Consider the following 19,827-nt stretch of genomic DNA (forward strand, 5'->3'; position numbering starts at 1 on the left):
CACCGGGAGACCTCACATCGAGGAAGGACATTCCGTTCGCCGTGGGCGTTCGTGGAGTTTACGACAACCCTACGTTACGAGCCATGCACTCAATTCATAAATGTGTCGCAAAAGGCGCTCCACATTTATTTCATTGACGGCTGTCGAGTGTGTCCGTTGGACGCACGGTATAAAAATAGAACGAAATAACCTCTTGTGTGAGCAAGCTCCCACCGAGGTATTCCGTTCTATTTTTGCATGGCTCGTAACTCTCAAGTTATTGCAGGTAGGCGTTGATCAATTCCCAGGCTGCCTGTGTTCCGTAGCCCAGTCGCCATACTGCCACACCACCGATATTCTTCGTGGTCATCATGTTCAGCTTCACGGCGATGGATTCCGCATCCTCCAGCCAGATCTGGTAGGTAGCATTACCGGAGGTCCACTCCGCATAATTCTGACATGTCTCTTCATTCCACTCTGCCGTCACACCGGCTCTGCTCATGAACTCCGCCTCATTGCGCATGGTAATGTATTCATCCGTCACATCTGTCCCTTCTGTCTTCCACAGGATAGTGTAGAACGGAAGTGCATTGACCACCTTATTCGCCGGAACCTCCTGCAGGGTTCTGTCCAGTCCATCGGATACATAACCGATACTTGCCACGCTTCCGGGATCCTTGCTGCCATGCCAGTGCTCATCATATCCCATAATGATAACATAATCAGCAACCTGTCCCTGAATATCCAGGCGATAATAATCATTGAAATTAAACGGTACGTAATTGTCTACGGAGAGTACCAGTCCCTTATTACGGCACTGAATGGAAAGTTCTCTTAAGAATTCCACATAATGAGGTCCGCAATCGCTGCTCAGCTGTTCAAAATCTACATTGATGCCGTCCAGTCCCAGGCTGACTGCCGTATCCGTCACATTCTGCACCAGGGTCTGTCTCGCCGTGGTGGATGACAACATATTTAATGTACTGATGGATATACCGTTTTCATTAGCGTAATTAAAGTTATCCAGTACGCCCCATACCTGCAGTCCCATATTGTGGGCGGTGGTTACATAATCCGCCGTTGCAAAGCTTCGGAATGCTCCGTACTCATCGGTCATACTGAACCAGGTAGGTGCGATCACGTTCATTCCCTTCGTACCGGATACCATGGAATACAGCGTATCGTTACCGCCGACGCCACCAATGGAATGCCATCCAAGGCAGATCTTGCTGTCACCGGTGAGTGAAGTATATTCCGGTTCCTGATAATCCGTCACCGGAGCTTCGGTCTCTTCCGCGATATCTCCCAGACGCTTATTCTCCACATAGCCGATCACGGAATCCGCAGTCTTTACTTTACTCCATGTCTCCATCTGCTCTAAAATCTCCAGGGTATCTCCCTTCGCTGCCTGCGTCAGGATCGGGCTCTTCACACCGCCGCGTAAACGGACAGCTGTATCCTTCTTCAGCTGCGCCACCTGTCTGGTGCCCCATTCCGTATAGACCTGTACATGTCTGTCATAGCATTCATAGGAGTAATTTGTGAACAGCTTTACATAATCCGCAGCCACATATACCGTATCTCCTTCGACAAAGCTGATAACGAAGCCCACATCCTGCATTCCTTCCGTTGTGTTATAGGAAGTCTCGCCGAACACCGTCCGGATCACTTCCGTCGGAGTGGCATATAACAGCAGGTTCTCCGTCACATCCGCATAGAACACTTCATTCATATATTTATGCACAGTTGCCAGATCAAAATAGCAGACACCATCTCTGATAAGCGCCTGTTCTTCCACCATCTCATCCTGTAAAATAATAGCGCTTCTGTCTGTCTCTGACACCTGGTAGAATTCATTCCAGTCTGCTTCTTCTTTGCTGTAGGAATATTTATCCAGCAGCACCTTGCCCAGTGTTACGCCTCCGATCACAAGGATCAACAGGACTGCAATGATCACCGGTAATATCTTTTTCTTCATATGTGCTCCCATCCGCAGGGCCAACCTGCATCGTTTTTGCCCGTTCTTACGTTCCGCCCACATCGGCAGAACATTTTTATTCTATCACAGTTCCTCCATATAATACAAGGAACACATAAAAGTTCATTAGTACATGTTTATTCATACTTGTTTATTCATACACTGCAGGATACAGCCAGAGAGGCAATCCCGTTTTGCGCTCCTGCAGTGTATTCCCTTTTTAGATCTCAGATCTTCTCACGGGTGTGAGCTGACACTTTCTGTCCCTATATAGGAGTAAATACCGGTATCCACCATTTGCAGCAGCCTTCGACCAAAAGTATTCGTGAGACTTCCCTCAGTTGCCGCTTTCTTGCAGACACCTCTTCATTAAATATAAATGCCTCTGACAGTACTGGTAATAAAATGAAAAATTTGGAATTATGATTGTGAAATTATCCGTTGAAATATTATGACCAGACACGTATATGCCTGTAAGACATCTCCATACTATATTTTACAGATGCGCATAACCTATAGATACCCTAATACATTAACAGCTATCTGCATAATAAATAAAAATGGGATGAAATGGAACGAATCGTTCCCAGTAAATCAACAAGAATAAAGAAAAACCGTCAGCCTCCTCTCCGTACCGGAGTATCAGAGGCATCTATGGGTTAGATTATATACTGTCGCGACCTGTTTGGCAAGCTGTTTTATTAAATTTTTTTAAAGAGTGAACTGCGTCTATTGACTAAAATATAGGGAAAGTATAAGCTATATACCATACCAATGCGAAGGCAGAAAGGAAGTGTTGTCGCATGAAAATAGAAAAAGTAAATGAAAATCAGATTCGCTGCACGCTGACCCGTGAAGATCTCGCCAGCCGCGAATTGAAAATAAGTGAGCTTGCTTACGGCACGGAAAAGGCAAAATCTCTGTTCCGCGATATGATGCAGCAGGCCAATTTTGAATTTGGTTTTGAGGCAGAAGATATTCCCCTGATGATCGAGGCCATCCCGCTGAATGCGGATTGTATCGTACTGATCATTACGAAAGTGGAAGACCCGGATGAGCTGGATACCCGTTTTTCCCGTTTTGCGCCTTCCGTTACGGAAGATACCGATGAGGATGGTGACAACAGTTCCGCGGATGAGGTGCTGGATCTGTTCCGCCGCATCCAGAGCGAAGACAATACCGCAAGCGCTCCCGAAGCTCCTTCCGCATCCGCTCCCGAGGAGAATGACAGTGTACGCTCCCGCCTGTTCCGTATGGAATCTCTGAAACAGGTGATCAATGCGGCAGTAATAGCCGGAAGCCATTATCACGGGCTCAGCACTCTGTATCACGAAGAGGGCTCCGACGGGTATTATCTGATTCTGACGCAGGGCGAAGAAGATCGCGAGGTCTTCGACCGTGTCTGCAATGTCATCTCTGAATACGGTATTCCCAAGCGTTCCACACCGGCAAGCCTTACTTTTCTTGAGGAACATTGTTCCACCCTGATCGCCGAACATGCTTTACAGCGTCTTTCTAATACTTCAATGTAACAACAGATCATAACATTCAGGAGAGTTCCCACTCTGTGGGGACTTTCTTATTTTTATGGTTGTTTTATACCTGTCTCTCCCGGCGAAGATCTGCAGAAAAGAAGCCGGGAAACGCGTAACTTGAAAATATAGTCTTATTCGCATATAATAAAATTTAATACATGAATTGCTCCGTTGCAATGTAGCTTACGCAATTCCATACACATTCGAGATTACAAAGGGACGAACCGCCAGCTACAGTGGAAAGGATGTACACGATATGATTTCCGACGAAGAATTATACCGACAATATTTAAGCGGCGATGAAACAGGGCTGGAAGAATTGATGAAAAAATACGGCAACCCACTGACCTTATACATCAACGGCTATCTGCATGACGTTCACGAGGCAGAGGACCTGATGATAGAAGTATTTTCCTACCTGTTCGCCAAAAGGCCCCATATCCGGGATGGCGGATTCAGGGCTTACCTGTATAAAGCTGCGCGACATATGGCTTTGCGCCATAAAAGCATCCGGCGGCATCACTTCTGTCTTGATGATCTGACCAAAGAGCCGGAAGGTGGGAAACTGGTGGATGAGGTGATCCGGACAAAAGAACGGAATCAGATCCTGCATTTATGCATGGGTGAACTGAATCCGGATTACAGAGAAGCTCTTTACCTGACCTATTTTGAGGGTATGAGTTACCGGCAGGTCGCTGAAGTTATGGGAAAAAGCGTGAAGCAGATCACTAATATAATGTACCGGGGAAAAGAGCGTCTGCGGGGATTATTGGAACGGGAGGGAATAACAAATGCGGAGTCATGAGGAACGGATCGCAGAAGTCCGACGAAGGATTGCGGAAAAAGAGCGGCAAAAAAGGCGGAAACAGCGGCGGATCGTTGCTATTTCCTGCATAGCGGCATGCCTTGCTGTGATCTTCGGGGCTTCCTTTGTCATGCCTGGTATTTCCGGGCAAATGGTGCCGGGGAACTCCTCCGGATATGAAACGGCGGCAACGATCCTCGGCGGAGGTGCTGCACCTGAATATATCATAATAGGGTTGCTTTCATTTCTTCTCGGCGTATGCGTGACGATCCTGTGTTTTCGTGTCCATCTGCTGGACAAAGAAGAGCAGGCAGAGCAGAGGGGGGACCGCGCCAATGGAATTGATCATTAATCTTTTGCAATTTTTCGTCACCCTGCTGGGCTTCTGTCTGAGCGGCATTCGTTATCTGAGACATCGGACACTGTCATATTTTCTGCTGATTTGCTTTTATGGTTGTTTCGCACTGGGCTCCCTGTACTGGACATTGTATCTGTTATTGTTTTCCGAAACACCACGGATCTTTTATGTATCGGAATTCGGCTGGGTCTCCAGCGTTATTTTTCTCTGTCTCCTACAATATACTCTCTCCTCCCCGGAGGAAAGAAGCTTTTCCTGTCGGAAATCCCTGCTGGCTCCGCTGATCGGAGTCCCATTGTGCGCATTTTACTGTACCTTTGGTGACATTCTCTCCAACCTGCTCTGGTGCGGCATGATGATCCTTGTCTCCTATCGTTCCATCCACGGTCTTGTCTACGCAGAGACACAGACGGGAAAAGGACGGAACCTGCGGTATTTTCACATTGGAATCCTCTGCTATGTTGCGGCAGAATACGCTCTGTGGACCTCCGGCTGCTTCTGGCCGGGCGACTCCATCTTCAGTCCCTATTGCTGGTGTGATCTTCTGCTGACGGTCTGCCTTTTCGGGCTGCTGCCTGCCACAGGAAAGGCGGTGCGGACATGATCTATATTGAAAATGTATTTATCTGTATGGCCTCGCCCCTGTTGATTGCCGCCCTGTGCATGGGTAGGCGACAGGCCAAATTCTTTTTGTGCTGTCTTGCAGGAATGGGGGCATGCCTGCTCTCCGCTTACATCAATACCTTCTTTGCCACTCTTTACGCAGCAGATACGATTGCCGCCACCGCAGAGATCGCACCTGTGGTAGAAGAAGTGATGAAACTCCTGCCGTTGCTCTTTTATCTTCTTGTATTTGAGCCTGAACCGGTGCCGATAAAAAATGCTGCCATCATCGTTGCACTTTCCTTTGCCACCTTTGAAAATGTCTGCTATCTGATTCAAAATGGAGCCGGACATTTTTCCTTTATCTTTTTCCGGGGCATTGGAACGGGTGCCATGCATGTGATCTGTGGTGCCATCGTCGGCGGTGGACTGGCGTATGTATGGCAGCGCACCTGGCTGAAGATCGCCGGAACCTGCGGTCTGCTCGGGGCAGCCATCACTTTTCATGCAATTTATAATCTTCTGATCGCCTATGGCGGTGCGATACAGTATATCGCATACATTCTGCCTGTGCTGATCCTGACGGCAGGGAAACTGATCACCCGCCGCCTTACCCAGAATCACAACTGAATCCTGTCTTTTGCGGAGCTGCTGTCGGCAGCTCCTGTTTTTTTGAAAAAATTTGATTTTCAGGTGAGAGTTTTTTCGCTTTTTTGTACCTAATTAGATGAAGGGCATATGTATTTTATGACTTTACTTTCCGAAGGGAGGTTTTCAACGATATGTATGATACAGAAAAACGGGTCGAACTGGTGAAAAAACGAGTGTTTGAAAAATATCGCCGGAAGGAGCGTCGCGGGATCTGCCGGCTGTCTGCCCTGTGCACGGCACTGTCTGCGTTCCTTGTGGGAACGGTGCACACAGCAACCGGCCAGACGCAGATCACCGCCCGGGGAATGTACGGTTCTATCCTGCTGCATGAAGACGCCGGCGGTTATGTGCTGGTGGGGGTAATTTCTTTCGCCACGGCGGTCATGATCACAGTACTGTGTATCAGACTCCGGGAAAGAGAACACTGCGGACAAGGCACGGGAAAAGGAAATGCATCACAACAACGGGAGGGAAAAAATAAATGAAAAAACAAAGAAGACGGATCTATGCGGCGCTGCTTTGCAGTTCCATGGTACTTTCTCTGGTCTCCACGCCGGTATCGGCAGCAGAAACCGGACAGCTGACAAATCCCCCGACATCCACAGAGGGTCCGGGTTCCCCGGAAAGCGCATCGGGAAATGAAGCAGCAGCGGTTCTGAACGGACTGTCCGTGTCTGCGTTGACCGCAAACCGTGTGGCAAAAGTGACGACAGCGAAGCATCTGACTGACATGCTGGCAGACAGCAGTGTTGTCAAAATCACACTGGCGGAAAATATTGATATCGACAGCACCCTGACGGTCAACCGTACTGTGACACTGGATTTGGATGGTAATGTACTGAAAAGGACCGGCAGCGGCAGCGTAATCAAGGTGGAATCAGGCGGCAATCTGACGATTCAGGACAGCAGCACATCCACACCACACAAATTTACCCCGGGCGGTGACGGCTTATGGGGGCTGGACGAAACCGGCGGCTCGGAAATTGTCTACGGCGGCATTATCACCGGCGGTAATACCTCGAATGGCGGCGGCGTGTATGTAGTGACCGGTGGCCAGCTGACCATGACCGGCGGAAATATTGTCGGCTGTCTGGCAACCTACGAGGGTGGTGGCGTATACATTGACGGACTGCGTGGCTCAAGTGATCAAACTGTCTTTACAATGACTGGCGGCAGCATCACAGGATGTCAGGCAAACGGCACAGACGGTGGCGGTGGTGTGAATGTTACAAAGGGTACATTCACCATGAAGGGCGGCAGCATCATTGCATGTACCGTCACCGACCCCGTCTACAAAACCACCGTTTGCGGCGGTGGTGTACATATCCGGAACGGAGGCAGCTTCACCATGTCCTCCGGTACGATCAGGGACTGCAGTTGCATCGGCAATCCGGTCTATGGCGGCGGCGTGTATGTCGGAACCGGTCAATTTACCATGGAGGGCGGAAGCATCACAGGATGTCAGGCGAACGGTGGTAGCTTTGGCAAGGGTGGCGGTGTCTACAATTGCGACGGCCAATTCACGATGATCGGCGGCATCATTGAAGGCAACTGCACAGCAAGCGGCAGCGGCGGCGGAGTGTACAACGCAAAAGTCCTGTTCGCCAACGGCGGCGAAATTGCCGGCGATGTAATGAACGGTGATAGGTATCCTTCCGGCACGATCACCGGTAGCGGCGGCACCAGGTTTTCCGGCAAAGTAATCAACAACAAAAATGAAGACGGTAATAAAAGCATCATCGAATGCGGTACATTCACTGGAGAGGTAAGCAATGAAGGTGAAATTATAGGCGGTGATTTCAGTCAAGCCAATCTGAGCGGTACGCTCGTGATCACCTTTGACCCAGACAATGGAGATCAGAGCAGTACCAAGGAAGTGCATTTAGACAGTGACGGAGCGGCACTCACCCCGCCGGATCCCACTCCCACCAAAGAGGGCTATACACTTGACGGATGGTATTGGTATTACAATAACAACGGTGCGGAAACAAAATGGAACTTTGACACGGATAAAGCCAGATACACCATGACCCTCAAGGCAACATGGACGAAGAACACGACTCCCATCATTCCCGGTAACGGCACCAGCAATATCGTAGAGCAGTATAAGACTGACGACAGCAGCTCAGGAGAACAGACCGACCGTGAAGTTCCCTCTCCTGTCGTGAAAAACACCACCTCCTATATGACCTATACCGTACAGGCAGGTGACACTCTCTGGGCAATCGCCAGAAAATACAACTGCTCCATAACCGGGATCATGGCAGCCAACAGTGACCGGATCAAGAACCCGAACCGGATTCACGCCGGCTGGCAGCTTAAGATTCCCCAAAGCGGAGCGCCTATCACAGGCGGCACTCCCGATGCTGTTCTGCCTGAGAATAAGAAAAATGGGATATACATCGTCAGACAGGGCGACACCCTCTGGAAAATCGCCAGAAAGTACGGCTGCTCCGTGGCTGAAATCGTTTCCCTGAACCGGGAACTGATCCGCGACCCTGCTCTGATTTATTCCGGTTGGGGACTGAAAGTACCACAGAATTAGTCTCCCTTGAAAGAATCTACCGTGCCAGTCATACATCATAATGTCGGATCAGATAATATATCTAAGGGAAAAAGGCAAAAAAAGACGGCCAAAGGCCGATGATCTGAATTCCTTGAATTCTTTAGATTTCTCAAATCCGCGCAATCGGCGGACACATTTCGATTGCGCGGAAATCTGAGCTATGAAATTCCATAAATACTTTGTTTCACCTGTGTGCCCCGGTCAGGTGATGTTTCCAAAACAGACATACAAAGCTTACAGCTCCTCGATCACTTTCATAAGCTCATCTACATCAATGCCATGTACCATAGCTGCCTCTTCCAGGGTCTCTCCCTGTGAAGCAGGGCATCCCAGGCAATGCATTCCTGCATCGAGGAGTACGGGAGCTACTTCAGGATTGGCACGTAAGATCTCACCAATGGTCATGTCTTTTGTTACTCCGGTCATATCGGTCTCCTTTCTGCCGTATAAGGCTTTTTTAGTATAATACTTTCCCCCATATTTTACAAGAATATTCTTGTACATCAGCATTTGTTCCTTCCCCGTGATCAGCTCTGCCGCACACCACATTCATAAAAGCATTTGCTCCGCAAATGGCGCCACTTCGCAGCTCATCTTTTATTTCATGTTGGTGCGCTTTGTCCATGAAAAAGAGGTTTTCGTGCTTTGTGTGCAAGCACCCACGCACGGCAATCTCTTTTTCATGTCAGAGCTGATGTACAAAAGCGCGTACATTACCTAAAACTGTTGACACTTACCCTTGTCAGGTAGTACACTTTTATCGTAAAGAAACAGCTTGGGATGCCAGCGCAACTGGTACTCTCAGTTGATAATATTAATTGTTTTTACCAAAAGGAGGTAAATTTTCATGGCAGAAGCATGGAGAGGCTTTAAAAAAGATGGCCACTGGGATGTAGACGTCAATGTACGTAACTTCATCCAGACCAACTACACTCCGTATGATGGAGATGAGAGCTTCCTGGAGGGACCTACCGAAGCAACTGATAAGCTTTGGGGCAGACTTCAGGAGTTACAGAAGGAAGAGCGTGAGCATAACGGCGTTCTGGAATGCGAAACAGAGATCGTATCCAGTCTGACCGCTTATGGCCCTGGCTATATTGATGAATCTATGAAGGATCTGGAGCAGATCGTTGGTCTGCAGACAGACAAGCCTTTAAAGAGAGCATTCATGCCTTATGGTGGTATTAAGATGGCTCAGCAGGCTGCAAGCACCTATGGCTACGAAGTAAATGAAAAATATGACAAGATCTTCAATGAGTATCACAAGACTCACAACCAGGCAGTATTTGATGCTTATACCGATGAGATGAAGGTTGCTCGTCATACCCATATCGTTACCGGTCTTCCCGATACCTATGGTCGTGGACGTATCGTAGGCGACTACAGAAGAGTTGCTCTGTACGGTATTGATTTCCTGATCGAGGAGAAGAAGAAGGATAAGAAGAACTGCGGTACCGGCGTTATGACCGAGGATATCATTCGTCTGAGAGAAGAGATCGCTGATCAGATCAAGGCTCTGCAGGGAATGAAGGAAATGGCTAAGATCTACGGTTACGATATTTCCGGCCCCGCTACCAACGCTAAGGAAGCTATCCAGTGGTTATACTTCGGTTATCTGGCAGCTATCAAGACCCAGAACGGTGCAGCTATGTCCGTTGGACGTATCTCTACTTTCCTGGACATCTATATTGAGAGAGACTTAAAGGAAGGCACCCTGACCGAGAAAGAAGCTCAGGAGCTGATCGACCATATGACCATGAAGTTCCGTATGGTTAAGTTCGCTCGTATTCCTTCTTACAACCAGCTGTTCTCCGGTGACCCCGTATGGGCTACTCTGGAAGTTGGTGGTATCGGCATGGACGGCCGTCATATGGTTACCAAGAACGACTATCGTTTCCTGCATACTCTGGAGAACATGGGACCCAGCCCCGAGCCGAACCTGACCGTTCTGTACTCCAGCGCTCTGCCTGACAACTTCAAGAAGTATGCTGCTAAGATCTCTGTTAACACCTCTTCCATCCAGTATGAGAACGATGATGTTATGAAGCCTATTTGGGGCGATGACTACAGCATCTGCTGCTGCGTATCCGCTACTCAGACCGGTAAGGAGATCCAGTTCTTCGGTGCTCGTGCTAACCTGGCTAAGTGCTTACTGTACGCTATCAACGGTGGTAAGGATGAGAAGCATCTGGACAAGGACGGCAAACATATGCAGTGTGGTCCTGAAATCGCTCCTATCACTTCCGAGTACCTTGATTTCGATGAAGTTATGCATAAATACGACATCATGCTTGACTGGTGTGCATCTCTGTATGTTAACATTCTGAACCTGATCCACTACATGCATGATAAGTACTACTACGAAGCAGCTGAGATGGCTCTGATCGATACCGATGTAAGAAGAACCTTCGCAACCGGTATTGCAGGTCTGTCCCACGTAGCTGACTCCCTGTCCGCTATCAAGTATGCTAAGGTTAAGGTTATCCGTGATGACCAGGGTTGTGCTGTAGACTTCAAGATCGAAGGCGACTTCCCTAAGTACGGTAACGATGATCCCAGAGCTGATGAATTCGCTGTATGGCTGCTGAAGACCTTCATGGAGAAGATCAAGAAGAACCACACCTACAGAAATTCCGAGCCTACCACTTCCGTACTGACCATTACCTCTAACGTTGTATATGGTAAGGCTACCGGTGCTCTGCCTGATGGTAGAGCAGCTTACACACCGTTCGCTCCCGGTGCATCACCTTCCTACGGTGCTGAGAAGAGCGGTCTGCTGGCTTCTCTGAACTCCGTAGCTAAGCTGCCTTATGAGTATGCTCTGGATGGTATCTCCAATACCCAGACCATGGCTCCTTCCGCTCTTGGTCACAACCTTGACGAGCAGAAAGAAACTCTGGTACGTGTAATGGATGGTTACTTTGATCGTGGTGCTCATCACCTCAACGTTAACGTATTCGGTACCGAGAAGCTGTTAGATGCACAGGCACATCCTGAGAAGCCTGAGTACGCTAACTTCACCATCCGTGTATCCGGTTATGCTGTTAAGTTCATCAGCCTGACCAAGGAGCAGCAGGATGACGTTATCGCAAGAACCTGCCATAAGAGTCTGTAATTCTTACAGGTTTCTAAGATAATAGGATGTATATGGGGCCGGGCAGTAATGTCCGGTCCCTTTTTGGGTACACTATTCAAAGCCATTAAATATTTTCGGATGCTCGTCGAATGCTTGCATTCATAAGAGTATTTGAAAATATTTATTTGGCGAAGCCATCTCCATGAGCAAAAAGAAAGTTCCGAAGGAACGATTTTGCGAATGGAGTTTTGAATAGTGTTAACTACACTCACCCCCTCAGCTGCCTGCATGGCAGAGAATGGAGATTATTACAATGATCAAAGGCAGAATTCACTCATTAGAATCCTTCGGCGCAGTAGACGGACCCGGAATCCGCTATCTGATCTTCCTCAAGGGCTGCAATATGCGTTGTCAATATTGCCACAATGTAGATACCTGGAATCCCGACACCGACAATCTGATGACAGCAGACGAGCTTCTGGATAAGGCAGAGCGTTTCCGCAGCTACTGGGGCAAAGAAGGCGGCATCACCGTCAGCGGCGGCGAAGCTTTATTACAAATCGATTTTCTGATCGATCTCTTCCGCAAGGCTCACGAGAGAGGCATCAACACAAACCTTGATACTTCCGGACAGCCTTTTACCAGAGAAGAGCCCTTCTTCTCCAAATTCAACGAATTACTGAAATATACCGATCTTGTCATGTTGGACATCAAGCATATTGATGATGAGGAGCACAAAAAACTCACCGGCCATACTAACAAAAACATTCTGGACTGCGCAAGATACCTCTCCGAACAGGGTATCCCCATGTGGATCCGTCATGTACTGGTACCCGGAATCACTGACAATGACGAATATCTGAAGAAAACAAGAGAATTCATTGACACTCTGGATACCGTTATGAAGGTAGAAGTTCTTCCCTATCACACATTAGGAGAATATAAATGGAAAGAGCTGGGAATTCCCTATAAGCTGGAGGGTGTGGAGCCCCCCACCGAGGAGAGAATTCAAAATGCGAAGAAGATCCTGGAGTTTAATAAATATAAATAAACAACTGTAACTAATGATAAAAAATACTAAATAAGACTTGTATTCAAGCCCTATTTATATTACAATACTAATAGTTATATTGATAAATTTGTATCAAGCAATATGATTTGATACACGCAAAATAGGAGGAAAAGATTATGGCATTTGTTATTGGTGATGCTTGTGTAGCATGTGGAGCTTGTGAGGCACAGTGCCCCGTTGGCGCTATCAGCATGGGCGACGGAAAGTTCGAAATCGATGCAGATAAGTGCATCAGCTGCGGTTCCTGCGCAGGTCAGTGCCCCGTTGGTGCTATCGCAGAGGATTAATTCCTGACTTAGAACGCAACCCGGAAAAGGCATTTCAGAAAATGAAATGCCTTTTCTTTTTTTCTGCCTTATTTTTATCATTCTCTTTTGGATTCACAGATGTTTCTTTCGGCTGTTTTTGCAACCGTCCTTTGGTCTTTTTACGTAACAGCTCGTCCATCTTCTGATAATATTCTTCGCTGCGTTGTTCCAGCCTGCGATCCCGCTCTTCCTCACGCTCTTCTCTGCTGCGGAACTGATAATCCAGTTCTTTGACCATGCTCTCCTTGAGTTCTCTGCACAGTTCCTGATTATTCTCCCTTACTGCTTCACGGATCATCTGCTGCAATATCCACTGCAGTCTTTTCACCTTCTCCTCCCGGTTTTCGCCTGTCAGCGAGGTCTCCTGCGCCGATGATGGTACTGTTTTCTTCACTGTCTCATCTACAATTTCAATTGCCATACGCGGTGTGGCAGCCGTTTCTTTTTCTGTCTTTTCTTCCGGCAGTACATCCAGTTTCCCGTCCTTTAATATCATTTTAATTGCTTTCAACTGTAATCCCCTTTCTTTCATGCTCTTGATCTCTTTGAAGCGTTCTACATCTTCTTTCGTATAATAGCGATGCCCCAATTCGTTACGCTTGATGGGCAGGTGCAGTTCTTCCTCCCAGTAGCGAAGCACATGGCTCTCCACCTTTACCTGTTTTGCCGCATCCGAAATCAATAAATACTCTCCCATAATCTCTCCCTTTCTAAATTATCAAAATATGAAAATGCGAAATAAAAAAGAGAACAGGTACAGGGGATTTTCCCTTACTTGTTCTCTTTCGTGTTTTATATTCTGTATTCGCAGAATACTTAAAAATCTTTTTTTCTGTCGTTTTCCAGGTTGGCAAACTTGGTATACTCCGGCAGCCATGCCAGCTGTACGGTTCCGATCGGACCGTTTCTCTGCTTGGCAATGATGATCTCTGAGATACCCTTGTCCGGTGAATCATGGTTGTAATAATCATCACGATAGATGAACATTACAACGTCGGCATCCTGCTCGATTGCTCCGGATTCACGCAGGTCAGACAACATAGGTCTGTGATCCGGTCTCTGCTCTACGGCTCGGCTCAGCTGGGACAGTGCCAGTACCGGCACGGACAGCTCTCTGGCTACCGCCTTTAATGAACGGGAAATATCGGAGATCTCCTGCTGTCTGGAGTCGCTGCTTCTGCCGCCGCTGCCTGACATCAACTGTAAGTAGTCGATGATGATCATGGACAGTCCATTTTCCTGCTTCATTCTCCTGCATTTGGAGCGGAGCTCTGCAATGCTGATACCGGGGGTATCATCGATCATCAGCCTGGACTTACCGATGACACCGGCGCTCTCAATCAATCGTTCCCATTCCTGATCATTTAACTGACCGGTACGGAGCTTCTGTGCATCCACGCTGGATTCCAGGGAAAACATACGGTTGATCAGCTGCTCCTTACTCATTTCCAGACTGAATATGGCTACCGGCAGATTCTGCTTAAAAGCTACATGCTGCGCGATGTTCAGTACAAACGCCGTCTTACCCATAGAAGGACGGGCTGCGATCAGCACCAGGTCGGAGGGCTGCATCCCGGCGGTACGATAATCCAGATCAATGAATCCGGTGGCAATACCTGTAACCGTTCCGTGAAGCTTGGATGCCTTCTCGATCTTGTCCATGGCATTCATGACTACCGTACGGATCGGCACGAATTCCTTGACGTTTTTCTTCTGTACGACCTCGTTGATCTTACTCTCGGTGCTCTCTAAGATCGTGTCCAGGCTCTCCTTGCCACTGTAACAGGTGTTGGCGATCTCTTCATTGGTACGGATCAGGCGTCGCAAGGTAGCCTTCTCCGCCACAATTCCCGCATAGTATCTGATGTTGGCGGAGGTAGGAACCGCTGCGATCAGATTCGTAAGAAAGTCCAGTCCGCTGACTTCAGGCGGCACATCCTCCTTCGACCGCAGTCTGTCCTGCAGGGTTACGAAGTCGATCGGTTTCCCCTCGTTGTTCAACTCCACAATGGTATCAAACACGATGCCGTACTGACGATTGTAGAAATCATCACCCGATATCTGTTCCGTCGCCGCCGCAATGGCTTCCGCATCAATGAACATAGATCCGATCACTGACTGCTCCGCCTCCAGGCTATGGGGCATTATTCTTTTGATTACATTTTCATCCATTGCCGGCATGGGGTCTTCTATGCCTCCGTAACTTTCACCGTCAGCTTCGCTGCCACCTGCGGATGAAGCTTCACTGTCACTTCATAAGAGCCGAAATTCTTCAGGCTCTCGGGAAGCTGAATCTTTTTCTTATCGATTTCAATGCCATGCTGCTCCTTGCAGGCAGCTGCGATCTCCTTGGAGGATACGGAGCCGAAGGTTCTGCCGCCTTCTCCTGCCTTGATCTTAACCACGACCTGCTTAGTCTCCAGTTCTGCAGCCAGTGCCTTTGCAGCATCCAGGTTCTCCTGTGCCACTTTTTCTTCATTTGCCTTGTGGAGCTTCAGATCATTCATGTTCTTGGAGGTTGCTTCCACGCCGATCTTTTTCGGTAAAATATAGTTCCTTGCATATCCTTCGCTGGCTTCGATAATATCACCCTTTTTGCCCAGCTTCTTTTCATCCTGAAGTAAAATAATTTTCATAATAGTAACCTGCCTTTCCTGTCTCTAAATCTCTCCGGATTCCAGCATATCGTCAATGGTGTGTTTTAATACGCCGATGGCTTCCACCAGTCCAACGCCTTCCATCTGGCACGCTGCGGTGTTCATGTGACCGCCGCCGCCCATACGCTCCATAATGATCTGTACATTAACTTCATCAATGGATCTGGCGCTGACATAGATCTTGCCCTGATAATCCGTAAGCACAAAACTTGCCTTGATTCCTTTGATATTCAACAGTTCGTTGGCTGCCTGTGCCCCAATGATCGTAGGGCTGGGCAGATCCTCTGCGGTACACAGAGAGATTGCGAAGAACTGTTTGTAGATTTCCGCCTGACTGACAGCATCTGCCTTTGCCTTGTATTCTGCGGCATCCTCACGGAACAGCTTTCTTACACGGGTCACATCTGCACCATTTCTACGCAGAAATGCTGCCGCTTCAAAAGTGCGGACACCGGTCTTGGTCATAAAATTGTTGGTATCGATCATGATACCGGAGTACATGCAATCTGCCTCTTCCGTACGGATCTTGATATTGTCATAAGTGTACTGCAGGATCTCGGATACCATCTCGCAGGCAGAGGATGCATAAGGCTCCACATAGGATAACGTGGCATTTTCTATGGTCTCCGTGCCCTGTCTGTGGTGATCCAGAACCACTACGGATTTACAGAAGCGCAGCAGATCCGGGCATTCTGTAATGGACGGCTTATTGACATCCACGACTACCAGTACGGTGTTGCTGCCTGCCATATCAATTGCCTGCTGGCTGGTGATGATCATATCTTCATCATATTCCGGATTATTCTTAAACAGCTCTACCAGGGGCTGAACAGAAGTCGTCGCCTCGTTCAGTACAATATGAGCTTTTCTGCCCAAAGTCTGGGCAATCCGGTAGATGCCCACTGCAGATCCAAAGCTGTCCACATCCGGCATCCGGTGACCCATAACGATGACACGGTCCTTGCCGGTAATGATCTCCCGAAGGGCGTGGGCTTTTACTCTCGCCTTGACACGGGTATTTTTCTCTACCTGTTGACTCTTGCCGCCGTAGTAGGTAATGCTCTCCGGGGTCTTGATGACCGCCTGGTCGCCGCCACGTCCCAGTGCCAGATCAATGGCAGTACGGGCGAACTCATAATTTTGTGCATAGGTCAGACCATCCAGTCCGATACCGATACTGATGGTCACAGCCATCTCGTTGCCGATGTTAACAGTCTTCACTTCTTCCAACAGATCAAAACGGCTCTCCTGCAGCTGTGCTACCGCTTTTTTCCGCATGATCACGAGGTACTTGTCCTTCTCCAGCTTTTTGCTGATACCGTCCAGGGAAGCGATGTATTTGTTCACCTTACGGTCAATCAATGCGATCAGCAGAGATCTGCGGACTTCTTCCACGCTCTCCAGTGCTTCCTCATAGTTATCCAGGTAGATCATGCCCACCGTTAGGCTCTGATCATCTACTTCCTGCAATGCAATATGCAGCGCAGTCTCATCAAACAGATATACGGCGATCAAATAGCCGTTGTACCCTTCCGCATCGATCATATCACTGTATTCCGCCATCTCCTTAAGAGAGATCTTGCGGAATTTTGCCACATATTCGCCGCCCTCGTATTCCAGTTCATACTGCGCCTCATCCACACCGGAATCATCCGGGAGCCTGTCCCTGGTAATGGTAGGGAACAAGGATGTGATGGACTTACTATAGCCCTTCGGCTGATGTACGACATTTTCAAAAGCAATGTTCGTCCAGATCACTTTGCCGGAATCGTCCAAAAGTGCATACGGCAGATCCAGATCCCGTAACAGCTTTCGCTGGATCTGTCCATACTCCGTGGCAAAACTGATCAGCTCGTTCATAATGATGGGCTTATTGTAGAAATACAACGTCAGCGTAATTGCAAAATAGAAGATCGTAAATCCGAAAGTAAGCAATCCGGCACGAAAATCCAGCATGAATACCGCAGCATCAATTGCCAGCAGCAAAAGTCCCAGATACAGGGTGAACTGAATATATGTACGGATTCTTCCCTTCAGTTTGATTCGTTTTTTCATCAAAGAACACCTCTCAATGTTTGCGTTCGACAACTTCTATTATAACAAATAATAAAGCGCTCCGCCACCATATTATTTTGACGAATAGACAATATTCCTCTGTCAAATTTGTGCTTTTTGTCAGCATTTCAGGTTAGAATCGATATTATCTGCATAATTCCCAGAATGCCACCGCACTTGCTGCCGCCACATTCAGGGAATCCACACCTCTTGCCATGGGGATGCAGACCGTATAATCGCAGTCTGCGATGGTGTCCGCTGCCAGGCCTTCCCCTTCCGTACCCAGAATGATTGCAAGCTTTTCCGCTTCATGTAATACCCGTGCATCCGGTGACAGGCTGTCTTCCTTTAACGCCATGGCTGCGGTACGGTATCCCATGCCACGCAACTGTTCCATAGTGCGATCCGCCCAGTCTTCCGTCCCCAGAAATGTCCAGGGTACCTGGAATACCGTCCCCATGCTGACTCTCGCCGCACGACGGTACAACGGGTCGCTACAGCCTGCGGTCAAAAGTACCGCATCAATCCCCAGTGCTGCTGCGGAGCGGAAGATTGCTCCTACGTTCGTGGGGTTCACCACATTTTCCAGGATAGCGATGCGTCTGGCACCCCGGCACAGTTCCTCCATCTTCGGCAAAGTTCTCCGTCGCATGGCACAGAGCATGCCACGCGCCAGCTTGAAGCCTGAGATTTGGGATAGAACCTCGTTAGATGACACATAGGCAGGAATTTCCTCCGATATCTCCATGATCCGCCCAAGGACTTCTCTTCCCTTCTCGGAATCCGCTTCTCTCTGCTCCATCAAAATAGACAACGGTTCATATCCCGCTGCCAGCGCCCGCAGGATCACGTTGGCGCTCTCCGCAATGAACAAACCGGGAGCCGGTTCGTAATAGCGGAGCAGCTGTACTTCCCTGCGCTCATTATAAATCTCCAGCTCCGGTGTATGTAAATCTGTGATTGGTATTATTTTCATGCTGCTTCGTCTCCATGCATACGTCGAAAAAAGACCAGCCACTTTTGCGGCTGGTCTCTTAATACTGTCTTAGTCTGAATTATTCAGCTACATAAGGCATAAGTGCAACGTGACGTGCTCTCTTGATAGCAACGGTCAGTGCTCTCTGATGCTTTGCGCAGGTACCGGTAATACGACGAGGAAGGATCTTACCTCTCTCAGATACATACTTCTTCAGCTTAGCTGTATCCTTGTAATCGATTACGTTATCTTTACCGCAGAATACGCAAACTTTCTTTCTTCTGCGCATACCGCCTTTTTTTCTCATCGGAGAATCGGTCTTCTCAGTCTTATTAAAAGCCATTATTATTACCTCCTATCGGAATCTGTCAGGGCAGAGGCGGGTGTCAGCTCCGCTTGTCACTGAAACTTAGTTAAAGGGTAATTCTTCATCGATGCCGTCAGGGATGTTCATAAAACCATCACCGGCTCCGGAAGGAGCGGGGGCATTATTACCACCACCAAAACCAGCGTTCTGGTATCCACCGTCATTATTGCCGGCAGATGCATTCTTGCTCTCTGCGAACTCTACGTTCTCAGCCACTACATCGGTAGTGTACACACGCTGTCCATCCTTATTGGTATAACTGCCGGTCTGGATACGTCCTTCCACAACGAACTTTGTTCCCTTGTGACCATATCTCTCGATAAACTCGCCAGTCTTACCAAACGCTACACAGTTAATAAAATCAGCATCCGGCTCGCCATCACGCTTAAATCTTCTATCTACTGCAATGGAAAAACGAGCGATCGCTGTTGCGGTAGCTCCCTGAGAATATCTCACCTCAGGATCCCTTGTTAAACGTCCCATAAGAATTACTTTATTCATATTTCGCTTCTCGCTTTCTGTTTATGCCTCGTCCTGTCTAACGCATAAGTATCTGATCACGTTGTCCATGATACGAACACGGCTCTCGATCTCTGCAGGAACAGTGCTCTCAGCTTCGAATCTGATGAAGTAGTAGAAAGCTTCTTTCATCTTCTGAACTTCGTAAGCAAGCTTCTTCTTGCCCCACTCGTCCACTTCTGTGATGTTGCCGCCGAATCTCTCAACCAGTGCCTTGCACTTGTCAACAACGGCTGCTCTCTCATCATCCTCGATCTTAGCGCTAACAACAACGGCTAATTCGTACTTGTTCATGTTAGTTACCTCCTTTTGGTCTCTGGCC

At 48.3% G+C, this 19,827-nt stretch carries 20 protein-coding genes; 10 read left to right on the forward strand and 10 right to left on the reverse strand.

The annotated features are described in order from the left end of the window. Window positions 1-256: 256 nt before the first annotated feature. Window positions 257-1,957, reverse strand: a complete 1,701-nt coding sequence (locus ACTRDR_RS11190; RefSeq protein ID WP_440527567.1) for a glycosyl hydrolase family 18 protein — start codon at window positions 1,955-1,957, stop codon at window positions 257-259. Window positions 1,958-2,760: 803 nt separating this feature from the next. On the opposite strand from ACTRDR_RS11190, the gene ACTRDR_RS11195 reads away from it, so the two are divergent. The 7 genes from ACTRDR_RS11195 to ACTRDR_RS11225 all read left to right on the forward strand — a co-directional run bounded on the left by ACTRDR_RS11195 (window position 2,761) and on the right by ACTRDR_RS11225 (window position 8,454). Continuing rightward, window positions 2,761-3,489, forward strand: coding sequence for an adaptor protein MecA (locus tag ACTRDR_RS11195; protein WP_440527569.1), 729 nt, complete (start codon window positions 2,761-2,763; stop codon window positions 3,487-3,489). 259 nt (window positions 3,490-3,748) lie between these two features. Beyond that, the gene (locus tag ACTRDR_RS11200; protein WP_440527570.1) at window positions 3,749-4,297 is read left to right on the forward strand and encodes an RNA polymerase sigma factor; all 549 of its coding nucleotides are present in this window, start codon (window positions 3,749-3,751) and stop codon (window positions 4,295-4,297) included. Further along, a complete protein-coding gene (locus ACTRDR_RS11205; RefSeq protein ID WP_440527572.1) occupies window positions 4,284-4,649 on the forward strand; it encodes a DUF4179 domain-containing protein in 366 nt (121 codons plus the stop codon). The genes ACTRDR_RS11200 and ACTRDR_RS11205 overlap by 14 nt, the downstream gene beginning before the upstream one ends. Further along, a complete protein-coding gene (locus ACTRDR_RS11210; protein WP_176862295.1) occupies window positions 4,633-5,259 on the forward strand; it encodes a histidine kinase in 627 nt (208 codons plus the stop codon). The genes ACTRDR_RS11205 and ACTRDR_RS11210 overlap by 17 nt, the downstream gene beginning before the upstream one ends. Continuing rightward, entirely contained in the window at window positions 5,256-5,888 is a 633-nt protein-coding gene (locus ACTRDR_RS11215) for a PrsW family glutamic-type intramembrane protease (protein ID WP_440527574.1), read from the forward strand. Before ACTRDR_RS11210 ends, ACTRDR_RS11215 begins: the two co-directional genes overlap by 4 nt. A 152-nt stretch (window positions 5,889-6,040) precedes the next feature. Further along, entirely contained in the window at window positions 6,041-6,394 is a 354-nt protein-coding gene (locus ACTRDR_RS11220) for a glycosyltransferase (protein ID WP_440527576.1), read from the forward strand. Beyond that, window positions 6,391-8,454 carry a LysM peptidoglycan-binding domain-containing protein gene (locus ACTRDR_RS11225; protein ID WP_440527578.1) on the forward strand — a complete coding sequence of 688 codons (2,064 nt, stop codon included), beginning with the start codon at window positions 6,391-6,393 and terminating at the stop codon, window positions 8,452-8,454. Before ACTRDR_RS11220 ends, ACTRDR_RS11225 begins: the two co-directional genes overlap by 4 nt. A 255-nt stretch (window positions 8,455-8,709) precedes the next feature. Here ACTRDR_RS11225 and ACTRDR_RS11230 read toward each other — a convergent pair whose 3' ends face one another. Next, the gene (locus ACTRDR_RS11230; protein WP_117465768.1) at window positions 8,710-8,901 is read right to left on the reverse strand and encodes a DUF1858 domain-containing protein; all 192 of its coding nucleotides are present in this window, start codon (window positions 8,899-8,901) and stop codon (window positions 8,710-8,712) included. 421 nt (window positions 8,902-9,322) lie between these two features. On the opposite strand from ACTRDR_RS11230, the gene pflB reads away from it, so the two are divergent. The 3 genes from pflB (at window position 9,323) to ACTRDR_RS11245 (ending at window position 12,910) form a co-directional block, all read left to right on the forward strand. Continuing rightward, complete coding sequence (gene pflB / locus ACTRDR_RS11235) at window positions 9,323-11,590, forward strand: formate C-acetyltransferase (protein WP_176862287.1); 2,268 nt, start codon at window positions 9,323-9,325, stop codon at window positions 11,588-11,590. 274 nt (window positions 11,591-11,864) lie between these two features. Beyond that, window positions 11,865-12,602 carry a pyruvate formate-lyase-activating protein gene (gene pflA / locus ACTRDR_RS11240; protein WP_117465717.1) on the forward strand — a complete coding sequence of 246 codons (738 nt, stop codon included), beginning with the start codon at window positions 11,865-11,867 and terminating at the stop codon, window positions 12,600-12,602. 137 nt (window positions 12,603-12,739) lie between these two features. Next, entirely contained in the window at window positions 12,740-12,910 is a 171-nt protein-coding gene (locus ACTRDR_RS11245) for a DUF362 domain-containing protein (RefSeq protein WP_022154896.1), read from the forward strand. 34 nt (window positions 12,911-12,944) lie between these two features. Here ACTRDR_RS11245 and ACTRDR_RS11250 read toward each other — a convergent pair whose 3' ends face one another. The 8 genes from ACTRDR_RS11250 to rpsF all read right to left on the reverse strand — a co-directional run bounded on the left by ACTRDR_RS11250 (window position 12,945) and on the right by rpsF (window position 19,799). Next, window positions 12,945-13,628, reverse strand: a complete 684-nt coding sequence (locus ACTRDR_RS11250) for a helix-turn-helix domain-containing protein (protein WP_440527580.1) — start codon at window positions 13,626-13,628, stop codon at window positions 12,945-12,947. A gap of 119 nt (window positions 13,629-13,747) precedes the next feature. Beyond that, entirely contained in the window at window positions 13,748-15,103 is a 1,356-nt protein-coding gene (gene dnaB, locus ACTRDR_RS11255) for a replicative DNA helicase (protein WP_176862283.1), read from the reverse strand. Window positions 15,104-15,120: 17 nt separating this feature from the next. Beyond that, window positions 15,121-15,567 (reverse strand): 50S ribosomal protein L9, encoded by a 447-nt coding sequence (gene rplI, locus ACTRDR_RS11260; RefSeq protein WP_176862281.1) that lies wholly within the window; start codon window positions 15,565-15,567, stop codon window positions 15,121-15,123. Window positions 15,568-15,591: 24 nt separating this feature from the next. After that, complete coding sequence (locus ACTRDR_RS11265) at window positions 15,592-17,643, reverse strand: DHH family phosphoesterase (RefSeq protein ID WP_176862279.1); 2,052 nt, start codon at window positions 17,641-17,643, stop codon at window positions 15,592-15,594. Between the two features lie 145 nt (window positions 17,644-17,788). Further along, a complete protein-coding gene (locus tag ACTRDR_RS11270; RefSeq protein ID WP_440527581.1) occupies window positions 17,789-18,619 on the reverse strand; it encodes a TrmH family RNA methyltransferase in 831 nt (276 codons plus the stop codon). 79 nt (window positions 18,620-18,698) lie between these two features. Further along, on the reverse strand, window positions 18,699-18,962 hold the full coding sequence (gene rpsR / locus ACTRDR_RS11275) for a 30S ribosomal protein S18 (protein WP_022154890.1): 264 nt from the start codon (window positions 18,960-18,962) through the stop codon (window positions 18,699-18,701). 66 nt (window positions 18,963-19,028) lie between these two features. Next, window positions 19,029-19,487: a single-stranded DNA-binding protein gene (locus tag ACTRDR_RS11280; protein ID WP_154495397.1), complete on the reverse strand. Its 459-nt coding sequence runs from the start codon at window positions 19,485-19,487 to the stop codon at window positions 19,029-19,031. A gap of 21 nt (window positions 19,488-19,508) precedes the next feature. After that, window positions 19,509-19,799: a 30S ribosomal protein S6 gene (rpsF, locus tag ACTRDR_RS11285; protein ID WP_022154888.1), complete on the reverse strand. Its 291-nt coding sequence runs from the start codon at window positions 19,797-19,799 to the stop codon at window positions 19,509-19,511. Between the last annotated feature and the right edge of the window lie 28 nt (window positions 19,800-19,827).

Source organism: Simiaoa sp., assembly GCF_051972595.1.
GTDB lineage: Bacteria > Bacillota > Clostridia > Lachnospirales > Lachnospiraceae > Acetatifactor > Acetatifactor hominis.